Source organism: Shewanella canadensis (genome assembly GCF_003966225.1).
GTDB classification, from domain to species: Bacteria; Pseudomonadota; Gammaproteobacteria; order Enterobacterales; family Shewanellaceae; genus Shewanella; species Shewanella canadensis.
In genome coordinates, this window is sequence record NZ_RXNU01000001.1 from 471,733 (window position 1) to 491,899 (window position 20,167).

A 20,167-nucleotide genomic window follows, 5' to 3' on the forward strand; every position below is an offset into this window, starting at 1 on the left:
TGTTGGATTTAGTTTTTCATTGATAGAGCCCGTTCTTTTATTCATCACTTTGGGTTATGCCGTTAACTCTTGTAGCGCTTCTTGAGTCATTAATTTTTGGCGAGTAAGAGGAGTCGAGTGTTTTGTGATTTTGTTGTTTTGACGCATAATACACGCCGAATTTTTGGAGACCTCATGACAGATTTAGAAATACTTCACCAATGCGAAGATGAACATGGGCCTTTACTGGTCTTAGATGATAAACATATGCGCGTCCTCTCATTTGGTGATAATGATGAGCAGAGTAAGTTACTTAAGCTCGAACCTCATATTCCTCAGCATACTTATCTGCAAGCCATGCTTTTAGTTCTGTTGTTTGTAAAGCCTAAGCGCGTGATTATTTTAGGCTTAGGTGGCGGCGGTTTGATCCATGCGCTTCGTCATTTCGATACCGGTATCAAAGTCACCGCGGTTGAACTGAGATTAAAAGTGATTGAGTTGGCTAAGTGCTTCTTTCAGTTACCGATTGGTAAGAAGCTCACCGTCATTCATCAAGATGCTGCGCAATTTCTTCAGGAAGCCGATCATAAGAAGGCCGATGTTATCTTTGCCGACATTTATGGTGCCGACGGTGTGGATGAGAGCCAGTTATCGGAAGCGTTTATCGAAAATTCGGCGTCATTGATCAAGCCTGACGGGTTTCTGGTGCTGAATTGTTGGAAGGAACATAGCAAAAACCGCGCTTTGCTGAACCTTCTACAGAAACATTTCTGCGAAGTTAGGGCCTGCTTGACTGGCGGCGGAAACTGGGTGGTGCTTGCGGGTAAGACTCGAAGAGAGATCAGCAGCAGTGGGCTAAAGACCAAGGCGCACAGTTTGTCACAGCAGTTGGATTTTACCCTGGGCCGTTCTTTGACGCGTTTCGATATTTGGGAATAATACCAACTAAGTCAGTTTTTAGTCATAAAGTGCATGTTTATGTCTATTTATTCATCAAACTATTCATTGAGTTTAATGGTTCTAAAAAACCGATTAGGATGATAGGTTTTACTCGTTATATTTAATTAATGCTCTTGATTATTATCTTCACATCGAAAACGAACTGACAAACAGATACTGGGTCAGTCGAAAGAATTAATAACCTCTGACGGAGCTTTAAATGAATCAATCAATCATCAACACCGAAATCAAACCCTTCTCTGCAACCGCATTCCATAAAGGTGAGTTCGTACCAGTTACTGAGAAAGACCTGTTAGGTAAATGGTCAGTTGTTTTCTTCTACCCTGCTGACTTCACTTTTGTATGTCCTACAGAACTCGGCGACATGGCTGACCACTACGAGAAATTGCAGGCGATGGGCGTCGAAGTTTACTCTGTATCGACTGATACGCACTTCACCCACAAAGCGTGGCACGATGCTTCAGATACAATCAACAAGATCCAGTATCCAATGATCGGTGACCCAACGGGTGCTATCACACGTAACTTCGGTGTGATGATTGAAGAAGACGGTTTAGCACTTCGCGGAACTTTCGTTATCAACCCTGAAGGTCAAATCAAAGTCAGTGAAGTTCATGACCTGGGTATTGGTCGCAGCGCGGCTGAACTTGTTCGTAAAATCCAAGCGGCTCAGTATGTTGCTACTCACGACGGTGAAGTTTGTCCAGCAGCATGGCAGCCAGGTGCAGAGACTCTTGCACCTTCACTTGACCTGGTCGGTAAGATCTAAATTAACCGATAGCCGGTAGATATACCCAGTATATACCTCCAAACAACCGGCCACTGAAGTGACTGATTGACAGTCACTTCAGTGACGTTTCATCTCCAAACCGGCTCGGACAATCCCCCTGCTATGACCGAGCCAGTCATTTTTATATCCCTTTTCTTCATTGATACTCAAAGACAGTGGTATCAATTTCCAGGAGTTATCATGTTAGATGCGAATCTTAAAAATCAACTGAACACCTATCTGCAAAACCTCAAGCGCCCAGTTGAACTTGTCGTGTCTGCAGATGACAGCCCTAAGGCGCAAGAGCTCAGGTTATTAGCCCGAGACATAGAGAGTCTGTCACCATTAGTTAGCATTTCTGAAGCCCAAGGCAAGCGTATGCCTTCGATGAAAGTGACTAATGCAGACAGCATGACAGATATCACGTTTGCCGGACTGCCTATGGGACACGAGTTTACCTCCCTTGTTCTAGCTCTGCTTCATACTGGCGGTCACCCATTAAAGCTCGATGATGCGATCATTGCGCAGATAAAGGAATTGCCGGGCGAATACCATTTCGAAACCTATGTTTCTTTAAGTTGCCAGAACTGCCCGGATGTTGTGCAGGCACTCAATATGATGGCGGCGATTAATCCAAATATCACCAACGTGATGATCGATGGTTCTCTGTTTCAAACAGAGGTCTTTGAGCGAGATATCTTAGCCGTACCTTCGGTTTATCTTAATGGTGAACTCTTCGCTCAAGGGCGTATTAGCTTAACTGAAATTTTAAATAAAATTGATACCGGAGCCGTAGCCCGCCAGGCAGAAGCTCTGGCGGAAAAAGAGCCTTTCGAAGTCTTAGTCGTTGGTGGCGGCCCGGCTGGTGCATCGGCGGCCATCTACGCGGCACGTAAAGGGTTGCGTACCGGGATCGTGGCCGATAAATTCGGTGGCCAAGTTGCCGAAACTGTAGGTATTGAAAACTTCATCTCGGTTAAGGCCACCGAAGGGCCTAAGCTGGTGGCAAATCTCGAGGCTCATGTTCATGAATATGATGTCGATATCATGGATAACCAGAGAGCGCTAAGCCTTAAGTCCGGTGAGCTGTTCGAGCTGGAGCTGGAGAGTGGCGCTGTAGTGAGAAGTAAAACTGTACTTCTGGCGACGGGCGCAAGATGGCGTGAAATGAATGTACCTGGTGAGCAGGAGTATCGTGGTAAAGGTGTGGCTTACTGCCCACATTGCGATGGTCCGCTGTTTAAGGGCAAACGTGTTGCCGTCATTGGTGGCGGAAACTCAGGCATCGAAGCCGCCATCGATCTGGCTAACATCGTTGAGCATGTCACTGTGCTGGAGTTCGACACTAAATTAAGAGCCGATGAGGTCTTGCAGCGTAAAGCGGCTTCAATGGGCAATATCGAGATTATTACCCAGGCGATGACGACCGAAGTTGTCGGCGATGGTAAACGCGTCAACGGACTCAATTACACAGACAGAGCAACGGGTGAATCACATCATGTAGTGCTTGCCGGTATTTTCGTTCAAATTGGCTTGATACCAAACTCTGAATGGTTAAAGGGCACAATCGATTTAACCGAAAGAGGCGAGATCATCGTCGATGGTAAAGGTGAGACGTCGGTACCTGGTATCTATGCTGCGGGTGATGTGACCAACTCCGCCTTTAAGCAGATTATCATCGCCATGGGGAGTGGTGCGACAGCTTCCTTGGGAGCATTTGATTATCTTATCAGGCATAGCGCACCAGAGCTGGAGCAAGACGCAGCGTAAAAATTAATACCACTTTTTTAACTAAGCCAGCCGTAAAAGCTGGCTTTTTTGCTCTACAGATTCTGGTCAAATAATGAGCTGGATAGCTTGGGTGTTTTTTCTAAGCTGCTTATAATGAGGATATATTTGTTTAAAAAACGAGCCGCTTTATCAGGGTGTAATATTTTTAGCTAATAAGGATGCAGCATTATCGCTATGGATATCACTATTCCATCATTTGAGTCGCAGCTAAAAAGAGAGATCCACCTGTACCTAGTTAAGGGGGTGGTGTGGGCAACACTCATATCACTATTCCTTTCTGTTGTATTTTTAGCCAATACAAAAATGAACTCCACTTCTTTGCTCAGTCTGCATCAGGCAACTGTATTTTTAGCTCCAATCGTGATCATTGCTTCGATTGGTACGGTGATGTTCGGGTTATTTAAAGGCATTGAAGTTTCGAATAAGGTACTGTTTTTATACCTATTTACGTTAGAGGTTACCTGGTTTTTTTTACTCTGGAAACTTTTTGAAAATGGCGGTGAAATGTATGCTGAACATGCCGCTTTAACCGGGGTAGAGTCATTAGTTGATGTGCTGGTGTTAACCTTAGCAATCGCACTGTTTCCCGACAGAAGGGTCATGTTAGCGGCTGTATTCCCCCTGATGCTGTTCAGTTTCTTTATCCGGTTAATAGAGATACCTTCAAACCCTCTGTTTCCGGCGACGAAACTTTTTTGTATCTTGGCAATATTAGTGACGGGGCAGAAAGTCTTGTATTCCTGGTTCAAGAAAGCGATCGTCCGGGATGTGGAAAAACAATATCTGTTAACACAGTTCAGAAGAATGGCGCTGGTTGATGGCTTAACCAATATCAGCAATCGTCGTCACTTCGATGAGATATTGTCACAGGAGATCAGGGCTTCAGAGAGAAATAATCATCCCTTGAGCCTTATTCTTATCGATGTTGATTACTTCAAGCGCCTGAACGATAGCGCCGGTCATCAAGTGGGTGATGAATGTCTGGTCGCCTTGGCTAAGGTGCTGTCCGGTATCTGTCATCGTCCGCGAGATCTCGCCGCCAGATATGGGGGGGAGGAGTTCGTGCTACTGCTTCCCGATACCGATCTAAGTGGTAGTTGTCAGGTTGCTCAAAATGTCAGAGATAAACTTGCGGCCATAAAGTTAGACCACCCCGATTCAGAGTTAGGTAATTATATTACCGTCTCACAGGGCGTAAGTCAGTGGCGGGAGGGCATGAGCGCCGATGATTTTATCTCAGAAGCAGACAAGCTACTCTACAGCGCTAAATCAACGGGTAGGGACCGATACGTTGAAGGTTAATCTCTTGGGGGGATTACCGGGGCAGTGGTGAATGCCAGAAGCTGGTTTTATGGGGGGGTAAACTAAAAAACCGTTCACCTTTAGCTGGTCAACGGCTTCTATGACTGAGTTTTTACACCTTGATATTTACATTGTGTCCTGAATTTCCGACAGGAGACGTTGGAGTTGCGGGCTGTGCAGCTTGAATGAGTTGGAGTGCAATCTCACCTTCGGCTTCCTGCTGTCCCTTGGCCAGCTGAGCTACTTTTACACCGACACTTCCATTGCTCATATTAGGTTCTAAATTTGGGGTACCGATTGTTACTGCCATGCTGCTCTCCTACTATCTCGATAGGTGTTTATCGGCCGTATATTGGTAAACTTTAATATGAGCGGACGAATATTTTGAACATCCGATTAACGATCAAAAAGGGTGCCGGACGAAGGGCACCCTTTTTAGTGGTTAAAAAGCATTAAAGCAGAGCTTTAACCCTTAGATTTTGCCAATGTCTTTCTTGTCATCGTGATGACGAACGTAAGCAGAATCGAACTTAGAATAAGACCGATAGCAAGTGCGACATTCTGCAGAGCGGTGGGATCTGCCGCTAGCGTTCCGCCGAGCCCTACCATCATGATGCCTGACATCAGCTTCAGAGTTTGTCCCTCTTTTTCGGTGAGCTTGCGCTTGCCTAAGGTTGCGCTGAAGGCGATAACAATAGCCGCCAGTGGAATGACATAGACGATATTATAAAAAGCTAAGTAGAGGTATCGTTCCATATCCGGTAACTCATGCATTGCCAGTACACTGGTATATATCATCGGGAATCCGGCGGTACAGAGTAGCTCATAAGCGTTGGCGAGAATGGACAGGACAACGGTACCGGCTATCATTGCCGCCATTGAACTGGCATTGGTGAGCTTCCCCATCCGCTTGATAAGCCCGGTTCGGTTTTCTGCCGACATGGAGAGTGAAACCTCCCCCTTGGTATAGAAGTAGTCTTTCAAGTTAATCATACCGGCGATCAGGGCCAGGATACCCGCTCCGAGAATAATCATTCCACCATCGCTGCCAGCGCCTAACAGCTCAAATATATTCAGCCAGGCGATCATAAAGAGGAAGTAGATGAAACCTGAGAAGAAAACGAATATGCCTCCGACGATCAGCATACGTGTTCGACTCTTTGCATTGACCATAATCGAAAGCAAAAACAGGAGTACGAAGAAGGCACAAGGGTTAAAGGCATCCACGCCAGCGAGCACAACGGTCAACAGAGGCAGTGACAGCTGCTCCGGGTTTACCACGCCAATCAGGGGCAGCTCTACCGGTTGAACCGAGCTGGTATGAACTGGAGACTCAGTTAGGCCAAGATCGCATGTACCAGCACCGGCTTCATCTCCACTAGTGTCACTACAGGTACCAAACAGAGATGCATCCTTTGTTGCCGTTGAGGCGACTGGCTGATAACTGTCGTTAGTATCGAGTGTTCCGCCTAACGATTGATAACAGGTTTTGAGGTTTTGAAGCAAATACTGCCCCGTAACGGCTTCACTGCTGTAACCAATCACCGCTTTTTCACACGATGCCATATAGGGAACCGATCTTGCCTCTGTCTCCGTTAATGCAGAGATCTCTTTCCACTTCTTCATCGAGCCTGGCTCTGAAACCATATAGGACTCCAGCTCTATCCAGGGGTACCTTTGAGGAAGAGAGTCGATAAACGGATGAGCTTCGGCGCAGTGAGGGCAAGTCTTAGACCAGAAAAAGTAGAGCTTTACCTTGAGCTCACCATCCGCATTCACGTAATGCCAAGTTTGAGGTGGGGTGGCCTCTGAAGTTGTTGGCGTCGCATAACTTACTGTAGAAAATGAGCTGAGGCAGAAAAAAATGAGTAATAGAATGGTTCTGGCCATGTTCCCTCCCATGGGATGGTCTCAATTGAGGATAATGGAATATACTAATATTTTACGTTTATTTAGCGTGATAGATAAGTTTGTGTTCAATAGTTGCAACGCAAATCTCGAAACATTCGGATTTGGGAACTGAGGCTTGTTTAATAAAAAAATATTAAACTTATTCGGGGTTTATGAGTCGCTTACACCGAAATAGTGCTTAATGGAAATTAAGCACGGTGGTATTTATGTTGATTAAACACAGAATCTGGCATCTATTATGATGGGATGTGGGAGATATGAAACTGATGTTGGTCACATCACCATGATTAATGTTAGCCAGGGGCGTGATTCAGATCGCTTTGAGAGACCTTGTGCTTGCCATGGGCGGCGATAGCCTTAGAGCTCTGAACTTCCGAAGGCTGGCACCAGCTGATACTGACATCACGTCTGTCGTGAGTGCTTGCCGTTAGTATTTTGCTGACGATAGGTGAGGAATAACTCGAGGTTGTCAGGTACTCTTTGACTCTGTTTATCCTGCGATCGGCCAGCCACATATTGTATTTTTTGCTCTCCTCATCAGCTTGTTCAGTGACTTGAAACTCGAGTAACAGATACCCCTTGTTATTCGAGGTTTGTTCAAGCACAGAATCCAGCTTATTCGAGTATTCAGATGGAAAGTAGGAGCTATTTTTAGCGTAGGGGATAGAGGTCAGGTAAATATTATTGTCACATTGCGCAGCGACATTCCATGTGCACATCAGAAATAAAACAGCGATTTCTGCTTTCATTTTCAACTCCATTGAAGCCATTATCTGGTTTGTAAGTGGTGACTTACCATTTTTTGCTAACTGTATTCCATATTTTAGGCGCAAATTTAAGCTAATGCAGGAGGAAAATCAATTTAGTATAAGATGAGAATTTCTATTGGTGGATGAGGTCAATTATCCTGCTCTTGTAGGAGTCTGAAAGCCGACAGACACTCACACCAGTCTGAATCTGTATTTTCTTGAGTGAAAGGTATTTTTTGGCGGTAGGTTCATGGCACCGAAGGCGGTGAAAGTGGGCTAAAAATTTACATTATTTTTCGAAAAGAGAGGTATTTTTTGGGCAAAGTGATCGATTTACTGATTAGATGTAAGTATATTGTGCACAACTGAATTAACATTTTTACTCAAATATGACTACAGAAAAAGATAGCAATCCACTTTCACTCGATAATCAAATCTGTTTCTCACTATATAGTGCAGCTAATGCCATGGTGAGGGCGTATAGACCTCTACTTAATAAACTCGATCTTACTTATCCACAATATCTGACCATGTTAGTACTTTGGGAGCACGAAGGTATTAGTGTAAAAACCTTAGGCGATAAACTTCACCTCGACTCAGGCACTCTCACTCCTCTACTAAAAAGGTTAGAGGGAAAGGGGCTGATTAGCCGCGGGAGAAGTGAAAAAGATGAAAGAGTCAGGGTGCTGCATATTACGCCTGAAGGGGAATCGCTGAGAGAGTCTGCAATGGAAATTCCAGAGTTAATGCGTTGTAAAGTGGGAACACCGACGCAGTCGTTAGTGCAGCTTAAGAGTTTATGTGATCAGGTCTATCATGAACTTGCGGTCGAAAAGTCATAAGCTATTGAGTTCGTGCTATCTTGAACATAAGGCCTGCCGGAGAGTGTCGTTAGTTTAGGCCGGGACCGATAAGGAGATGTCGTGGAAAAGGTGGATGTGATCATAATTGGTGGTGGAATCAATGGGGCTGGCATCGCTCAGTGCGCTGCCGCTTCAGGTTTCAATGTCTTGCTACTGGAGAAAGGGGAGGTGGGAGGACAAACTTCGGCTAATTCCAGTAAGCTTATCCACGGTGGATTGAGATACCTGGAGACCGGGCAGTTTCCTTTAGTACGAAAATCTTTAGCCGAACGCAGAAGTTTGCTTACCCTTGCTCCAACTCTCGTTAAGCCCATTCCTTTTTACATTCCCGTTTATCGCAATAGCCATCGCAACCAATGGACTGTCCGGGCCGGACTGAGTCTCTACGCATTACTTAGCGAGTTAGATCCCTTAGGTCGCTTCAAGAGTCTTCCCGCAGTCCAATGGTCAAAGATCAAAGGGCTAAAACTCCAGGGATTAAAAGCTGTTTTTCAATATTGGGATGCACAAACTGATGATAAAGCATTAACCAAAGCCGTGATTAAAAGTGCTGAGTCATTGGGAGCAAAGGTATTACAAGATGCTACCTGTGAATCAATAACCCATAGGCCTGATTATTGTGAAGTGAAATATACACATCTGGATCAGGAGTTTGTGGTACGGGCTTCATCGGTTATCAATGCCGCAGGTCCCTGGGTTAATGATGTTCTTGACTGTGTCTTCCCTCCTATGGTGAAAGAGGAGGTTGAGCTGGTTCAAGGAACCCATCTTCTACTCGATATCCTGCCGCCCGATGGGATCTTGTACTTAGAGTCATGTTTCGATGAAAGGGTTGTGTTTGTTATGCCATGGAAGGGCAAGACCTTACTGGGAACAACAGAAACAAGCATTGAGTGTTTAGCTCATCAACCTCAGCCAACTCGTGAGGAGCAATTTTACCTGCTGGGTATCTATCGGCATTATTTTCCCGGTTCAGGCAGTGTGGAAAAACTTGAGGCGCTGATTGTCGAGACATTTTGTGGTGTAAGAGTCTTACCCAAACACAGTGGTAGTGCATTTGAGAGTCCGAGAGAAATATTGCAATTACAGCGCATATCCCACCCAAGAATATTGAGCCTTTATGGCGGGAAGCTAACGACATTCAGAGCGACCTCGAAAGAGGTGGTTGCCTGGGTTGAAGGGCTTTTAGGAAAGAGAGTCCTTCTCGATAATGTAGATAAAATGCCACTGTATTAATGCAGACAACTCTGGTTTCTTCAAATCCTCATTCTTAAGACTGAATATTCCTGCTCAAAATATAACCAAATGTACATTTCTTCTATACTGTATTCAATAAGGCCACTTAATTTACCCAAAAAGTTAACTTAAGGGAGAGTATAGAGATGCTAAACATGAGTTTGAGAAATAAACTGCTGTTATTCGCACTGCTTCCTTTGGTGTTAGTCTTTACCTGTTTGATGGCCATCTCTTATCAGATCGAGTCGAGTAATCTAGAGCAAGATATTGTCTCTTTCAGAGAAAAGTTGCTTGAGGGTCGTCAGCACCAGCTTCAAGAGGAGGTCGAGATAGCCGTCCAAATCGTGGCTTATCAACTGTCCTTGGGTGAGAGAGGGGATCCGAAAGCTGCACTGCGTAAAGTTCGTTTCGGTAAGTCGGGCTATTTCTTCATCTATGATGAACAGGGGATCAACATCTTCCATGGCGTGACGCCTGAAAAAGAGGGGATGAATAACATAGGTATGACAGATCCCAATGGTAAGAAAGTCATAGTCGGTCTGCTGGATGCTGCGAGAAGTGGTGATGGAATTTTTCACTATCACCATAAAAAACCCGGTGTGACCGAGTTAGTTCCTAAGGTGAGTTATGCCGCAATGATCCCCAACACTAATTGGATGATAGGTACTGGAGCCTATATGGATGATATCGAAGAGGAGATCTCCGGTTTTCAACAAACGCTCACCGAACATATGAAGAGTAAAGCGTTAACCATACTTGCTATTACCTTAGTGTTAGGTTTGGTCACCGTAGCCGGCGTGCTCTTCGCGGCGCAGCGAATGGTACATCCCATAAGAAATATGGTGACCAATTTAGAAGATATTGCCAAGGGGGAGGGAGATCTTACTAAGCGACTCGATATTGAGGGGCGTGATGAGATAGCGCAACTTGGCCGAGCATTTAACCTGTTTGTCGATAAGCTGCAGGGGATCATCAGAGATGTCGCTAATGTCACCTTAGAGGTCAAGAGTGGCGCCGACGATATTAATCGTCAGACACAGGTGATGGCCGAGCAGTTGGCTAATCATAACAATGAGACTGATCAGGTCGTTACCGCCATTACGGAGATGTCGGCGACCGCGAGTGAGGTAGCACAAAATACTTCGCAAGTGGCTGAGGCAACGCTCGCCGCGACCGGAGACGTGACCACGGCTCAAGATTGCGTCGATACTTCATTAACCGAAGTCTCATCATTAATGGCTGAAATAGATACGGCTGCAGAGCATATTAACTCCCTGCGTGAACAATCTCAGAAAATTAACAGTGTATTGACCGTGATTGGCGGTATTGCCGAGCAGACTAATCTATTGGCGTTAAATGCTGCCATCGAGGCGGCCAGAGCAGGTGAGCAGGGACGAGGTTTTGCCGTGGTTGCCGATGAGGTGCGCAACCTGGCCAGCAGGACTCAGGCCAGTACATTAGAGATTAATGAGATGTTGAGTGAGCTTCACAACCTGGTCTCACAAGCAGTGAGCACCATGGATGCGAGTCAGCAGAGCTGTTTACGTTCGGTTGAGTCGTCCAGAGCCATCTCAGAGAGTTTGGGTGCGGTGACATCGGCGGTGACATCGATAAATGATATGAGTACACAGATCGCCACCGCGGCAACGGAGCAAAGCTCTGTGACCGAGGAGATTAACCGTAACGTCTTTGCGATTCAGGATATCGTCAATGAGCTGATGAGTTCGAGTCAGAGTACCTCTGGTGTGAGTCAGAAGCTGGCTCAGGAGGGAGATAACCTTGGAGATCTGGTCGGGCAGTTTAAGGTGTAGCCGTTAAGCTTTAGGTCAACAAAAAAGGGAAGCGTTCGCTTCCCTTTTTGTATGCTTTTACTGTCTAAATATCATGCGCTTGACGGTTCAAGCTTTTCCGCTTTGATGGCACAGATCTTAAACGAGGGGATTTTCGCGATAGGATCGAGTGCATTGATGGTCAGTTTATTGGCTGCTGCCTCTGCAAAGTGGAAGGGTAAAAATAACACTCCCGCTTGGGCTCGTTTAGTCACAAAGGCCGCGATTTCAATCTCTCCACGGCGAGATGCGATCGTTAACATATCACCATTCTTAATCCCTAATATCTCTGCGTCATAGACAGATATCATCACCTTTGGTGCACCAAGTTCATCCAGTCCCACCGTCTTTCGAGTGAGAGTTCCTGTGTGAAACTGCTCGAGTAAGCGCCCGGTTGAAAGGATAAGCGGATATTCGCTACACGGCATCTCCGGTGGGAGTGTATGGCTTACAGGCCTCATTTGTGCCCGGCCACGGGTGAATTGGCTGGTATGCAGTACAGGAGTGCCTGGATGGTTCTGCGTTGGGCAGGGCCATTGAACTCCCTTGATGCCATGCTCAGTGTTAATGTCGACAGAGTGCCAACTAATTCCCCTGTATTGAGGGGTGACCTGAGTTATCTCATGCCATATCGCTTTCTCATCTTCATAGTGCCAGTCGGCGCCTAACTGCTTGGCCACCAGCTGCACTATTTTCCAATCCTCCATCGCCTCTCCCACAGGCGTAACGGCTACTTGTAGCTGTTGTACCCGGCGCTCGGTATTGGTGAAGTGTCCTGTTTTTTCTGCAAACGTCAGGGCCGGGAGTACCACATCGGCAAGCTCTGCGGTCTCAGTCAGAAAGATATCCTGCACAATCATAAACTCCACAGCCTGCAAAGCTTCGAGGACATGGGCCTGATCGGGATCGCTCAGTACCGGGTTCTCACCCATGATATAGAGTGCTTTCAGATCTCCCTTGAGAATTGAGAGCATCATCTCTGTTGCTGCGATTCCCTCTTGGTTGGGGAGCTCCTGATTATTCCAGGCTTGTCTGAATTGACGCTGCACCTGAGGGTCATCGACTCTTTGATAACCGCTGAAGTAATTTGGCAGCGCGCCCATGTCACAGGCTCCCTGAACATTACTCTGACCTCGCAGTGGGTTAATTCCTGCACCACGAACACCTATGTTCCCGCAGAGTAACTGTAGATTGGAAATTGCGGTGACATTGTCATGACCTGAAGTATGCTGGGTGATCCCCATGGCATAATAGACCGCCGTCTTCTCTGCTGTTCCTATCATCTGTGCGATAGCGATAATATCTGCTGCATCAACGCCGGTAATAAGCGCTGCATTGTTCAGGTTATAGTCTGGCTTCATCACTTCGTCGTAAAGGGTGCTAAACCCATCGACTCTGTCCTGGATATAGGCCTGATCGTGCCAGTTATTGGTGATGATCTGCTGCATGATGGCATTGAGTAGCATGATGTCAGTGCCGGGCCTCTGTTTGACGTAGAGTTGAGCGTGGTCGGCAATGTCTACTTGTTTTGGATCGGCAACGATAAGTCTGGCACCATGGTCACGAATTGCCGCTTTAATATGAGAGGCGATGATTGGGTGGGCGTTGCTGGTATCCGAGCCTAATATAAAGATCAAATCGGACTCTTTAATGCCCGGGATATCATTGCTCATGGCTCCGCTACCTAAGCTGTCATAGAGGGCGGTAACGGTTGATGCATGACACAATCTGGCGCAGTGGTCGATATTATTCGTGCCGATAACGCTTCTGAATAGCTTTTGAAATAGATAGTTATCTTCGTTTGTCGCTTTGGCCGAGGCGAGTCCTGCCAGCGCATTACCACCATGCTTTTCAATTATGGGATTGAGTTTACTGCCGATATAATCGATAGCCTCACTCCAGGAGGCTCGAACCAGCTCTCCATCTTTTCGAATGAGCGGATGAGTCAGCCTCTGTTCACTGGAGATAAAGTCAAAACCGAAGCGGCCTTTGACACATAACATCCCCTCGTTGACGACCGAGCGGGTATCGCCGGTGATCCGCTTAATTTTATTTTCGGTTTCATCGACATGCATGTTAAGTCTGCAACCTATACCGCAGTAGGTACAGATGGTCGATACCTGCTTAAGCTCAGTCCTTACTCCCTGAGTTTTATCCCGAGCATCGACCAAGGCGCCCGTAGGGCAGACTTGAACGCAGCTACCACACTGGACGCAGTCACTGTCATTCATGGAGGCGCGAAAGCCTGCTCGAGGGGCGCGTTTACACTGCTGTGCTGCAATTTCGGTTGGCAGAGCCTGATAGTTATCGGGCGCAAAGCTGATGGCATTATGGCCATCGCGATCCTGACAAACTTCGACACAGGCACCACAGCTGATGCAGCGGTTAGCATCGAAGGTGATGAAGGGGCTGCTGGTATCGACACTGAATTGTCTCGGTGCATTCGCCGGTTCACTATTGGTGAGGGAGGTGGAATCAACCTTGTATTCGGTCGCATAGTCGCGCAGCTTACAGTCGGTATTGGCCTGGCATGCACACTCAAGACATCGTGCAGCCTCTTTCATCGCTTGATCAGGCTCGAAGCCGAGTTCAATTTCACCGAAATTAAAGCGTCTCTCTTTCAGACCAAGTTCTAACATCTTGGCCTTAGGTCGTTGCTTTACATTGGGATAAAGTGCCGCAGACAACTCAGTATCTTTAGCTGATTTAGTTGCATTGAATTGCTTCGGACTAAGCTCACAGACCAGACCCTGTGTCAGTAATTTTTCGATGGCTTGAGCGGCTTTTCTGCCGTCGGCCACCGCCGCGACGGCCGTAGCCGGTCCCGTTCTTGAATCACCTAATACAAAGAGTTTATCGATGCCTGATGATAGGCCCGCCGACATAGTATGATCGCAACCTTCGAATGTGTTCCAGCGGGTAAGAGCCAGCTTCCCTGTGGTGAGCTGACTTTCCGGGTGTTTAAGAAACTCCATATCCGGCATCTGTGAAACGGCTGGAATAACGGTATCGAAGGCTTGGGTAAAATGCTCTCCGGTAGCGATGGGAGCCCTTCTTCCTGTAGCATCGGGTTCCCCTAATGCCATTTTTTCCAGGGTGACACTCTCTACTCTTCCATGGATATCACTGTGATTCTCTATGGGGTTTGTCAGGAAATGGAAGTTAATCCCTTCGTGTTCGGCTTCCTCGATCTCGTAGGGCTCGGCAGGCATCTCGTCACGGGTGCGACGATAGATGAGGGTCACATCGGCTCCGTCACGCTTTGCGGTTCGCGCGCAATCTATGGCGGTGTTTCCCCCTCCGATCACGGCCACCTTATCTCCTGTCCTATAACGCTTCTCTGTGCAGTGATCTTTGAGGTAGTCGACACCTAAGTAACAACCGTCAAGATCGATACCCGGATAGTTCATAGGTACTGCTTTTTGTGCGCCTATGGCTAAGCAGACGGCATCGAAATCATCGACAAGCTGTTTCAGATGGATCTGCTCACCCAGTCTAATGTTAGTCTGGATGTTTAAACCGTTTTTACACAGTAAGTCGATCTCTTTATCGAGTATCGCCTTAGGGAGACGGTATTCAGGAATTCCGTAGCGTAACCAGCCGCCGGCTTTTGGCATAGACTCATAGATGGTGACATCGTGTCCCGAATTGGACAGATAATATCCGGCTGTGATACCTGCGGGTCCACTTCCTATGATGGCGACTTTTTTCCCCGTTGCCGGAGACTTAGGCGGCACATAGCTTTCACTGTCTTCGATATCCAAGTCAGCAGCATGTCGCTTGAGTTGTCTTATTGCTACAGGCTCATCAACCAGACCACGTCTGCACTCTGTTTCACAAAATGCGGGGCATACTCTGCCGATAGACAGAGGAAGTGGCAGGGTCTGCTTAATCACCTTTACGGCTTCTTTATGGTTGCCTTGTGCTATATGAAACAGGTATGACTGTACATCGACGCCTGCCGGGCAGGCTTGTTGGCAGGGGGCTTCACAGTCTGCAAAGTGGTCACTTAATATCTCTGTCAGTGAAGCTTGTCGCTGCTGGCTGAGATAGGCCGATTGAGTGACTACTTCAATCTGAGTTTCGCTGCCTGTGCTCATGTCGGTTGCGGCGCTGGCACAAAGCTCACCCAATGTCGTTTCACAGGACCTTACGGTTGAGGGATTGACCTCACTACATGTGGCTGTCTCTTGGGAGTGGATCTCTACGACACAGAGGTTGCAGTGGCTTTTCTCTTCACTGGCACTCTTGTGTTTACCCGTGTTGGGTCGCTCGCAAAGGCTGGGGATCACTATCCCCGCATCTCTTGCTATATCTATTAGGAGTTCTTCGGGACGAGCCGATAGCAGGGTACCATCGATTTTCAGCTTTTTCATCGTATCTGCCTTCGTTATTCATTAGCTATCAGGAGCAAGTTTCTTAGTTGGCACTTCTTTGTTGGCACAATGAGGTCTCTTTATGTGTAGGGAGGGAGTGCTCTGCAAAGCGCGAGCGATAAAGAGGTCATATTTAATTCCAATGAGTATAACCATGGCTCATTGTGGATCAGGTCTAAGCAGTATTATCAAACACTAATTTTGCAAGGGCCTTCACAAAGCGTTTTGGGATTGCGGGGTTGGGCAGGGTGCGCTGGCCTGCCGCGTGATCTAGCTCTCGAAAAAATCTATCGGCAGAGGTTGCTGGCTTTTAGTGACGAGTGATTCGCTGAAGAGCGGAGGGGGACAATTCTGGGGCTAGAACCAGGTTTCCTCTTTATCTTGTCATCTTTTTCACAAATACCACCACGAACAAGGCGATGGTGAAACTACCGGTAAACGCTTCAATCGCAGCAATGGCTCGGGAGAATCCGATAGGCGTAAAGTCACCATATCCCAGGGTTGTAAAGGTCACCACCGAGTAATAAATACAGTTGAAAAATAGGTATAAATTGCTGACAAAATCATTACTCAGTTGAAAGACATGAATCTTACTGTCGTAACTCAAACCGGTAAAAAGATAGAAAATGGCGCAGACAATAATCAGGCCCATTGAAAATCCAATCACCCGCAATGGTGCCTCACCATAACCACAGAAAAGATCGATCATTTTTGAGACAATTCGGTGGAAGCTATACTTTGGCATTTGATGGCGGCGCATGGTGAGCTCTTTGCGGATATAGTCACCCGACATTGCAAACAGCCCCTCGCGATCGGCGGCTTTACGAAGGTCGCGATAGATCTCTTCTGCCTGCTCAAAATAATCTCTGGCTATCTCTTTTTCTCCGACACGTACGGCTTCCAAGGCTAACATCTCCTGTTTTAATTTTTTCCCGGTGGAGATGTTCTCAATCTTGGCGCCATTCCACTTGATACCCAGTAGGTTTGTGCCTACTAAGTTAGCGCAGTGAACATTCGAGTCTCTGAGATCCGCCTTCATTAAACTGGCTTTATGAAGATTGAGGTTGAATAGATGTGCACCTTGAAGGTCTGCTCGATATAACTCTGCGTGAGTCATATCGAAACCTACTTTTTGATGATGCCTGACCAGATCGATGCCGGGCAGTTTGGCACGTTTAAGTGCCAAGCCTCTAAGCATGCCGCCATTGCGGGCGAACTGCTCTAAATTATGGATATCCTCAGGCTTATTTTTAATGATCTTAGGATCATGCCAATAGCACAATCCAGAGCTTCCTGCGGGTTCTGAGCAGGAAAATCCTTCATCTTCGTGATAGCAGCATGTGGGAGTATTTTCGGTCATGTTGGAAGTATAGACAGGAGATTTAAGGTTTGTGCCTTTATTAACTATTGATTAAGGAGGGAATTAGAGAAAAGGTGCTTAGGGAAGCAATTTTAACTGAGTGAAGATAAAGGTTGAAATAACCGCAATTCATCTCCTTCATGCTCTGGTCGAAATGCCTCTATTGAGTTAAAATAGCGGGTTTGCAGTCTCTGCCCAACGTATTTTAAGTAGAAGAGTTATGTTTGAAGTAAATCCGGTTAAATTTAAAATCAAAGACCTTGCCGAGCGCACCCTTCTACTCCGGAGGTATCTTTGACTACGATGCTAAGAAAGAGCGTCTGGAAGAAGTTTGTGCGGAACTAGAGAGTGCTGAAGTATGGAGCAATCCGGAAAATGCCCAAGCTTTAGGTAAAGAGCGTTCCTCTTTAGAAGCCATTGTTAAGACTATCGATGATATGGACTCGGGCCTGGAAGATGTTCAGGACTTAGTTGAGCTTGCAGTCGAAGAGGATGATGAAGAGACCTTCGATGACGCCAGCAGTGAACTAGACGGCCTGGAGAAACGACTCGAAGAACTCGAATTTCGTCGTATGTTTTCCGGTCCTCATGATGTTGCAGATTGTTATCTGGATATTCAATCCGGCTCGGGTGGCACAGAGGCACAAGATTGGGCCAATATGGTGCTACGTATGTTCCTTCGTTGGGGCGATGCCCATGACTATAAGCCTGAGCTTATGGAAGTGACAGATGGCGATGTTGCTGGTATTAAAGGTGCAACCATCAAGTTTTCTGGCGAGTATGCCTTCGGTTCTTTGAGAACGGAAACGGGTGTACACCGCTTAGTGCGAAAGTCACCATTTGACTCTTCGGGTAAGCGTCATACCTCTTTCTGTTCGGTATTTGTCTATCCGGAAATTGATGATTCGATTGAGATCGATATTAACCCGTCGGATTTGAGAATCGATACATACCGAGCTTCGGGTGCTGGTGGGCAGCACGTCAACAAAACAGAATCGGCGATTCGTATTACTCACGTACCGACGAATACAGTGGTTCAATGCCAGAATGACCGTTCGCAGCATAAGAACCGTGATGCTGCAATGAAACAGCTTAAAGCCAAGCTGTATGAGTTAGAGATGCTCAAGCAAAATGCCGACAAACAAGCTGCCGAAGATGCTAAGTCTGATATCGGTTGGGGCAGCCAGATCCGTTCATATGTGCTCGATGATGCACGTATTAAGGATCTTCGTACCGGCGTAGAGAGCCGTAATACCCAAAGTGTCCTCGATGGCGATCTGGATAAGTTTATCGAAGCCAGCCTGAAATCTGGCTTATAAGTGATATTTAGCTGAATTAGCTAACTAATTAATTTTAACGTGTGATCTGTAACATTTACGAGAGAAGAAGATGACTGAACAAGTACAAGATGAGAATAAATTAATTGCAGAGCGACGTGCCAAGCTTGAGCACATTCGTGAAAACTGCCCTGCAAATGGTCACCCGAATACCTTCGATCGTAAACACAAAGCGGCAGACATTCAGGCTGAATTTGGTAATAACACTAAAGAAGAGCTTGAAGGCATGGGCATTGTGCGCAGTATCGCTGGCCGTGTTATGGCAAAGCGTGGTCCATTCCTGGTCATTCAAGATGTCAGTGGACGTATCCAAGCATACGCGGGTAAAGATGTTCAAAAAGATCTTAAAGCTAAATTCCTGGGCTTAGACATTGGTGACATTATCGGTGTGACTGGTCAGCTTCACCTGTCGGGTAAAGGCGACCTTTATGTGAACATGGAAGAGTATGAGTTGCTGACAAAGGCGCTACGTCCATTGCCTGAAAAGTTCCACGGCCTAACAGATCAGGAAACTCGCTATCGTCAGCGTTACATTGACCTAATTGTTAACGAAGAGTCTCGTGAAGCCTTCATCATGCGCTCGAAGGTGGTTTCTGCCATCCGTAATTTCATGGTTAAGAAAGAGTTCATGGAAGTTGAAACGCCTATGATGCACAGCATTCCAGGTGGCGCTTCGGCTCGTCCGTTCGAGACGCATCACAATGCACTCGATATCGCTATGTATCTTCGAATTGCACCAGAGCTTTACCTTAAGCGTCTGGTTGTTGGCGGCTTCGAGCGTGTGTTCGAAATTAACCGTAACTTCCGTAACGAAGGTCTGTCGCCACGCCATAACCCTGAGTTCACTATGATGGAATTCTATATGGCCTATGCAGATTATAAAGATCTGATGGATCTTACCGAAGAGATGCTAAGTTCTATTGCCACCGAACTATGTGGTTCTCCAAAACTGCCATACGGTGAGCATGTTGTTGACTTTGGTGGTCCATATGCGCGCTTAAGCATGTTGGATGCGATCAAAAAGTACAGCCCAGATAACGAAACGATTCAGTCTATGACTTACGAAGAAGTTAAAGATGTCGAGTTTATGCGTAACTTGGCTAAGAGCCAGGGCATGACTATCGAGAAGTTCTGGACCTGTGGTCAGCTTCTTGAAGAGATCTTCGGTGAAACTGCAGAGACTCAGTTAATGCAGCCTACGTTTATTACCGGTTACCCTGCGGATATCTCACCACTTGCACGTCGTAACGATGACAACCATTTCATCACCGACCGTTTCGAGTTCTTTATCGGCGGCCGTGAAGTGGCTAACGGTTTCTCTGAGCTTAACGATGCAGAAGACCAAGACAACCGCTTCAAGGCACAGGTTGATGCTAAAGATGCCGGTGATGACGAAGCGATGTTCTACGATGCAGACTACATTACTGCGCTAGAGCACGGCCTACCGCCAACTGCGGGTCAAGGTATCGGAATCGATCGTCTGGTCATGCTATTTACTAACACGCACACTATTCGTGACGTGATCTTGTTCCCGGCTATGCGTCCTCAGGGCTAGCATTCAGTCAAACTAAAGCCACGCATTATTGATTTAATATTGCGTGGCAGTTTATTAAAAACCAGCCGCTTGGCTGGTTTTTTTCTTTCTATGTTGAAGTTTCACACTTATTTTAATAATGTTAAAAGAGATTCATCATTGCTTCGTTCT

At 46.6% G+C, this 20,167-nt stretch carries 14 protein-coding genes; 9 read left to right on the forward strand and 5 right to left on the reverse strand.

Annotation, left to right across the window (positions count from 1 at the left end; genetic code table 11):
- The first annotated feature begins 174 nt into the window (after positions 1–174).
- From EKG38_RS02080 to EKG38_RS02095, 4 genes are all read left to right on the forward strand, one after another.
- On the forward strand, positions 175–918 hold the full coding sequence (locus tag EKG38_RS02080; RefSeq protein WP_126518195.1) for a spermidine synthase: 744 nt from the start codon (positions 175–177) through the stop codon (positions 916–918).
- 220 nt (positions 919–1,138) lie between these two features.
- Positions 1,139–1,708: an alkyl hydroperoxide reductase subunit C gene (ahpC, locus tag EKG38_RS02085; RefSeq protein ID WP_126518196.1), complete on the forward strand. Its 570-nt coding sequence runs from the start codon at positions 1,139–1,141 to the stop codon at positions 1,706–1,708.
- 201 nt (positions 1,709–1,909) lie between these two features.
- Positions 1,910–3,478: an alkyl hydroperoxide reductase subunit F gene (ahpF, locus tag EKG38_RS02090; protein WP_126518198.1), complete on the forward strand. Its 1,569-nt coding sequence runs from the start codon at positions 1,910–1,912 to the stop codon at positions 3,476–3,478.
- A 195-nt stretch (positions 3,479–3,673) separates the two neighbouring features.
- Entirely contained in the window at positions 3,674–4,801 is a 1,128-nt protein-coding gene (locus EKG38_RS02095; protein ID WP_246033053.1) for a GGDEF domain-containing protein, read from the forward strand.
- Positions 4,802–4,913: 112 nt separating this feature from the next.
- Here EKG38_RS02095 and EKG38_RS02100 read toward each other — a convergent pair whose 3' ends face one another.
- The 3 genes from EKG38_RS02100 to EKG38_RS02110 all read right to left on the reverse strand — a co-directional run bounded on the left by EKG38_RS02100 (position 4,914) and on the right by EKG38_RS02110 (position 7,461).
- Positions 4,914–5,111 (reverse strand): cytoplasmic protein, encoded by a 198-nt coding sequence (locus EKG38_RS02100; protein ID WP_126518200.1) that lies wholly within the window; start codon positions 5,109–5,111, stop codon positions 4,914–4,916.
- A 155-nt stretch (positions 5,112–5,266) separates the two neighbouring features.
- On the reverse strand, positions 5,267–6,691 hold the full coding sequence (locus EKG38_RS02105; RefSeq protein WP_126518202.1) for a cytochrome C biosynthesis protein: 1,425 nt from the start codon (positions 6,689–6,691) through the stop codon (positions 5,267–5,269).
- A gap of 314 nt (positions 6,692–7,005) precedes the next feature.
- A complete protein-coding gene (locus EKG38_RS02110) occupies positions 7,006–7,461 on the reverse strand; it encodes an OmpA family protein (RefSeq protein ID WP_126518204.1) in 456 nt (151 codons plus the stop codon).
- 389 nt (positions 7,462–7,850) lie between these two features.
- Between EKG38_RS02110 and ohrR the strand changes: the two genes are divergently transcribed.
- From ohrR to EKG38_RS02125, 3 genes are all read left to right on the forward strand, one after another.
- On the forward strand, positions 7,851–8,303 hold the full coding sequence (ohrR, locus tag EKG38_RS02115) for a transcriptional regulator OhrR (RefSeq protein WP_126518206.1): 453 nt from the start codon (positions 7,851–7,853) through the stop codon (positions 8,301–8,303).
- An 81-nt stretch (positions 8,304–8,384) separates the two neighbouring features.
- Positions 8,385–9,560, forward strand: a complete 1,176-nt coding sequence (locus EKG38_RS02120; protein WP_126518209.1) for a glycerol-3-phosphate dehydrogenase/oxidase — start codon at positions 8,385–8,387, stop codon at positions 9,558–9,560.
- A gap of 146 nt (positions 9,561–9,706) precedes the next feature.
- Entirely contained in the window at positions 9,707–11,371 is a 1,665-nt protein-coding gene (locus tag EKG38_RS02125) for a methyl-accepting chemotaxis protein (protein ID WP_126518211.1), read from the forward strand.
- Between the two features lie 71 nt (positions 11,372–11,442).
- Here EKG38_RS02125 and fdhF read toward each other — a convergent pair whose 3' ends face one another.
- Positions 11,443–15,765 (reverse strand): formate dehydrogenase subunit alpha, encoded by a 4,323-nt coding sequence (gene fdhF / locus EKG38_RS02130; protein WP_126518213.1) that lies wholly within the window; start codon positions 15,763–15,765, stop codon positions 11,443–11,445.
- A gap of 376 nt (positions 15,766–16,141) precedes the next feature.
- Positions 16,142–17,125, reverse strand: a complete 984-nt coding sequence (locus tag EKG38_RS02135) for an ion channel (RefSeq protein ID WP_126518215.1) — start codon at positions 17,123–17,125, stop codon at positions 16,142–16,144.
- A 220-nt stretch (positions 17,126–17,345) separates the two neighbouring features.
- Here EKG38_RS02135 and prfB point away from each other — a divergent pair.
- Together prfB and lysS are read left to right on the forward strand one after the other, a co-directional pair.
- Positions 17,346–18,444 (forward strand): peptide chain release factor 2 gene (prfB, locus tag EKG38_RS02140; RefSeq protein ID WP_185826753.1). Its coding sequence is split into 2 segments (ribosomal slippage): positions 17,346–17,420 and positions 17,422–18,444, totalling 1,098 coding nucleotides; the frame shifts between segments, so codons are not numbered across the junction.
- Between the two features lie 70 nt (positions 18,445–18,514).
- On the forward strand, positions 18,515–20,017 hold the full coding sequence (gene lysS / locus EKG38_RS02145; RefSeq protein WP_126518218.1) for a lysine--tRNA ligase: 1,503 nt from the start codon (positions 18,515–18,517) through the stop codon (positions 20,015–20,017).
- The last annotated feature ends 150 nt before the right edge of the window (positions 20,018–20,167 follow it).

Bases quoted from the DNA above. Each gene is read 5' to 3' on its own strand.
- EKG38_RS02080 (WP_126518195.1), top strand. From the start codon at position 175: ATGACAGATTTAGAAATACTTCACCAATGCGAAGATGAACATGGGCCT.
- ahpC (WP_126518196.1), top strand. From the start codon at position 1,139: ATGAATCAATCAATCATCAACACCGAAATCAAACCCTTCTCTGCAACC.
- ahpF (WP_126518198.1), top strand. From the start codon at position 1,910: ATGTTAGATGCGAATCTTAAAAATCAACTGAACACCTATCTGCAAAAC.
- EKG38_RS02095 (WP_246033053.1), top strand. From the start codon at position 3,674: ATGGATATCACTATTCCATCATTTGAGTCGCAGCTAAAAAGAGAGATC.
- EKG38_RS02100 (WP_126518200.1), bottom strand. From the start codon at position 5,111: ATGGCAGTAACAATCGGTACCCCAAATTTAGAACCTAATATGAGCAAT.
- EKG38_RS02105 (WP_126518202.1), bottom strand. From the start codon at position 6,691: ATGGCCAGAACCATTCTATTACTCATTTTTTTCTGCCTCAGCTCATTT.
- EKG38_RS02110 (WP_126518204.1), bottom strand. From the start codon at position 7,461: ATGAAAGCAGAAATCGCTGTTTTATTTCTGATGTGCACATGGAATGTC.
- ohrR (WP_126518206.1), top strand. From the start codon at position 7,851: ATGACTACAGAAAAAGATAGCAATCCACTTTCACTCGATAATCAAATC.
- EKG38_RS02125 (WP_126518211.1), top strand. From the start codon at position 9,707: ATGCTAAACATGAGTTTGAGAAATAAACTGCTGTTATTCGCACTGCTT.
- fdhF (WP_126518213.1), bottom strand. From the start codon at position 15,765: ATGAAAAAGCTGAAAATCGATGGTACCCTGCTATCGGCTCGTCCCGAA.
- EKG38_RS02135 (WP_126518215.1), bottom strand. From the start codon at position 17,125: ATGACCGAAAATACTCCCACATGCTGCTATCACGAAGATGAAGGATTT.
- lysS (WP_126518218.1), top strand. From the start codon at position 18,515: ATGACTGAACAAGTACAAGATGAGAATAAATTAATTGCAGAGCGACGT.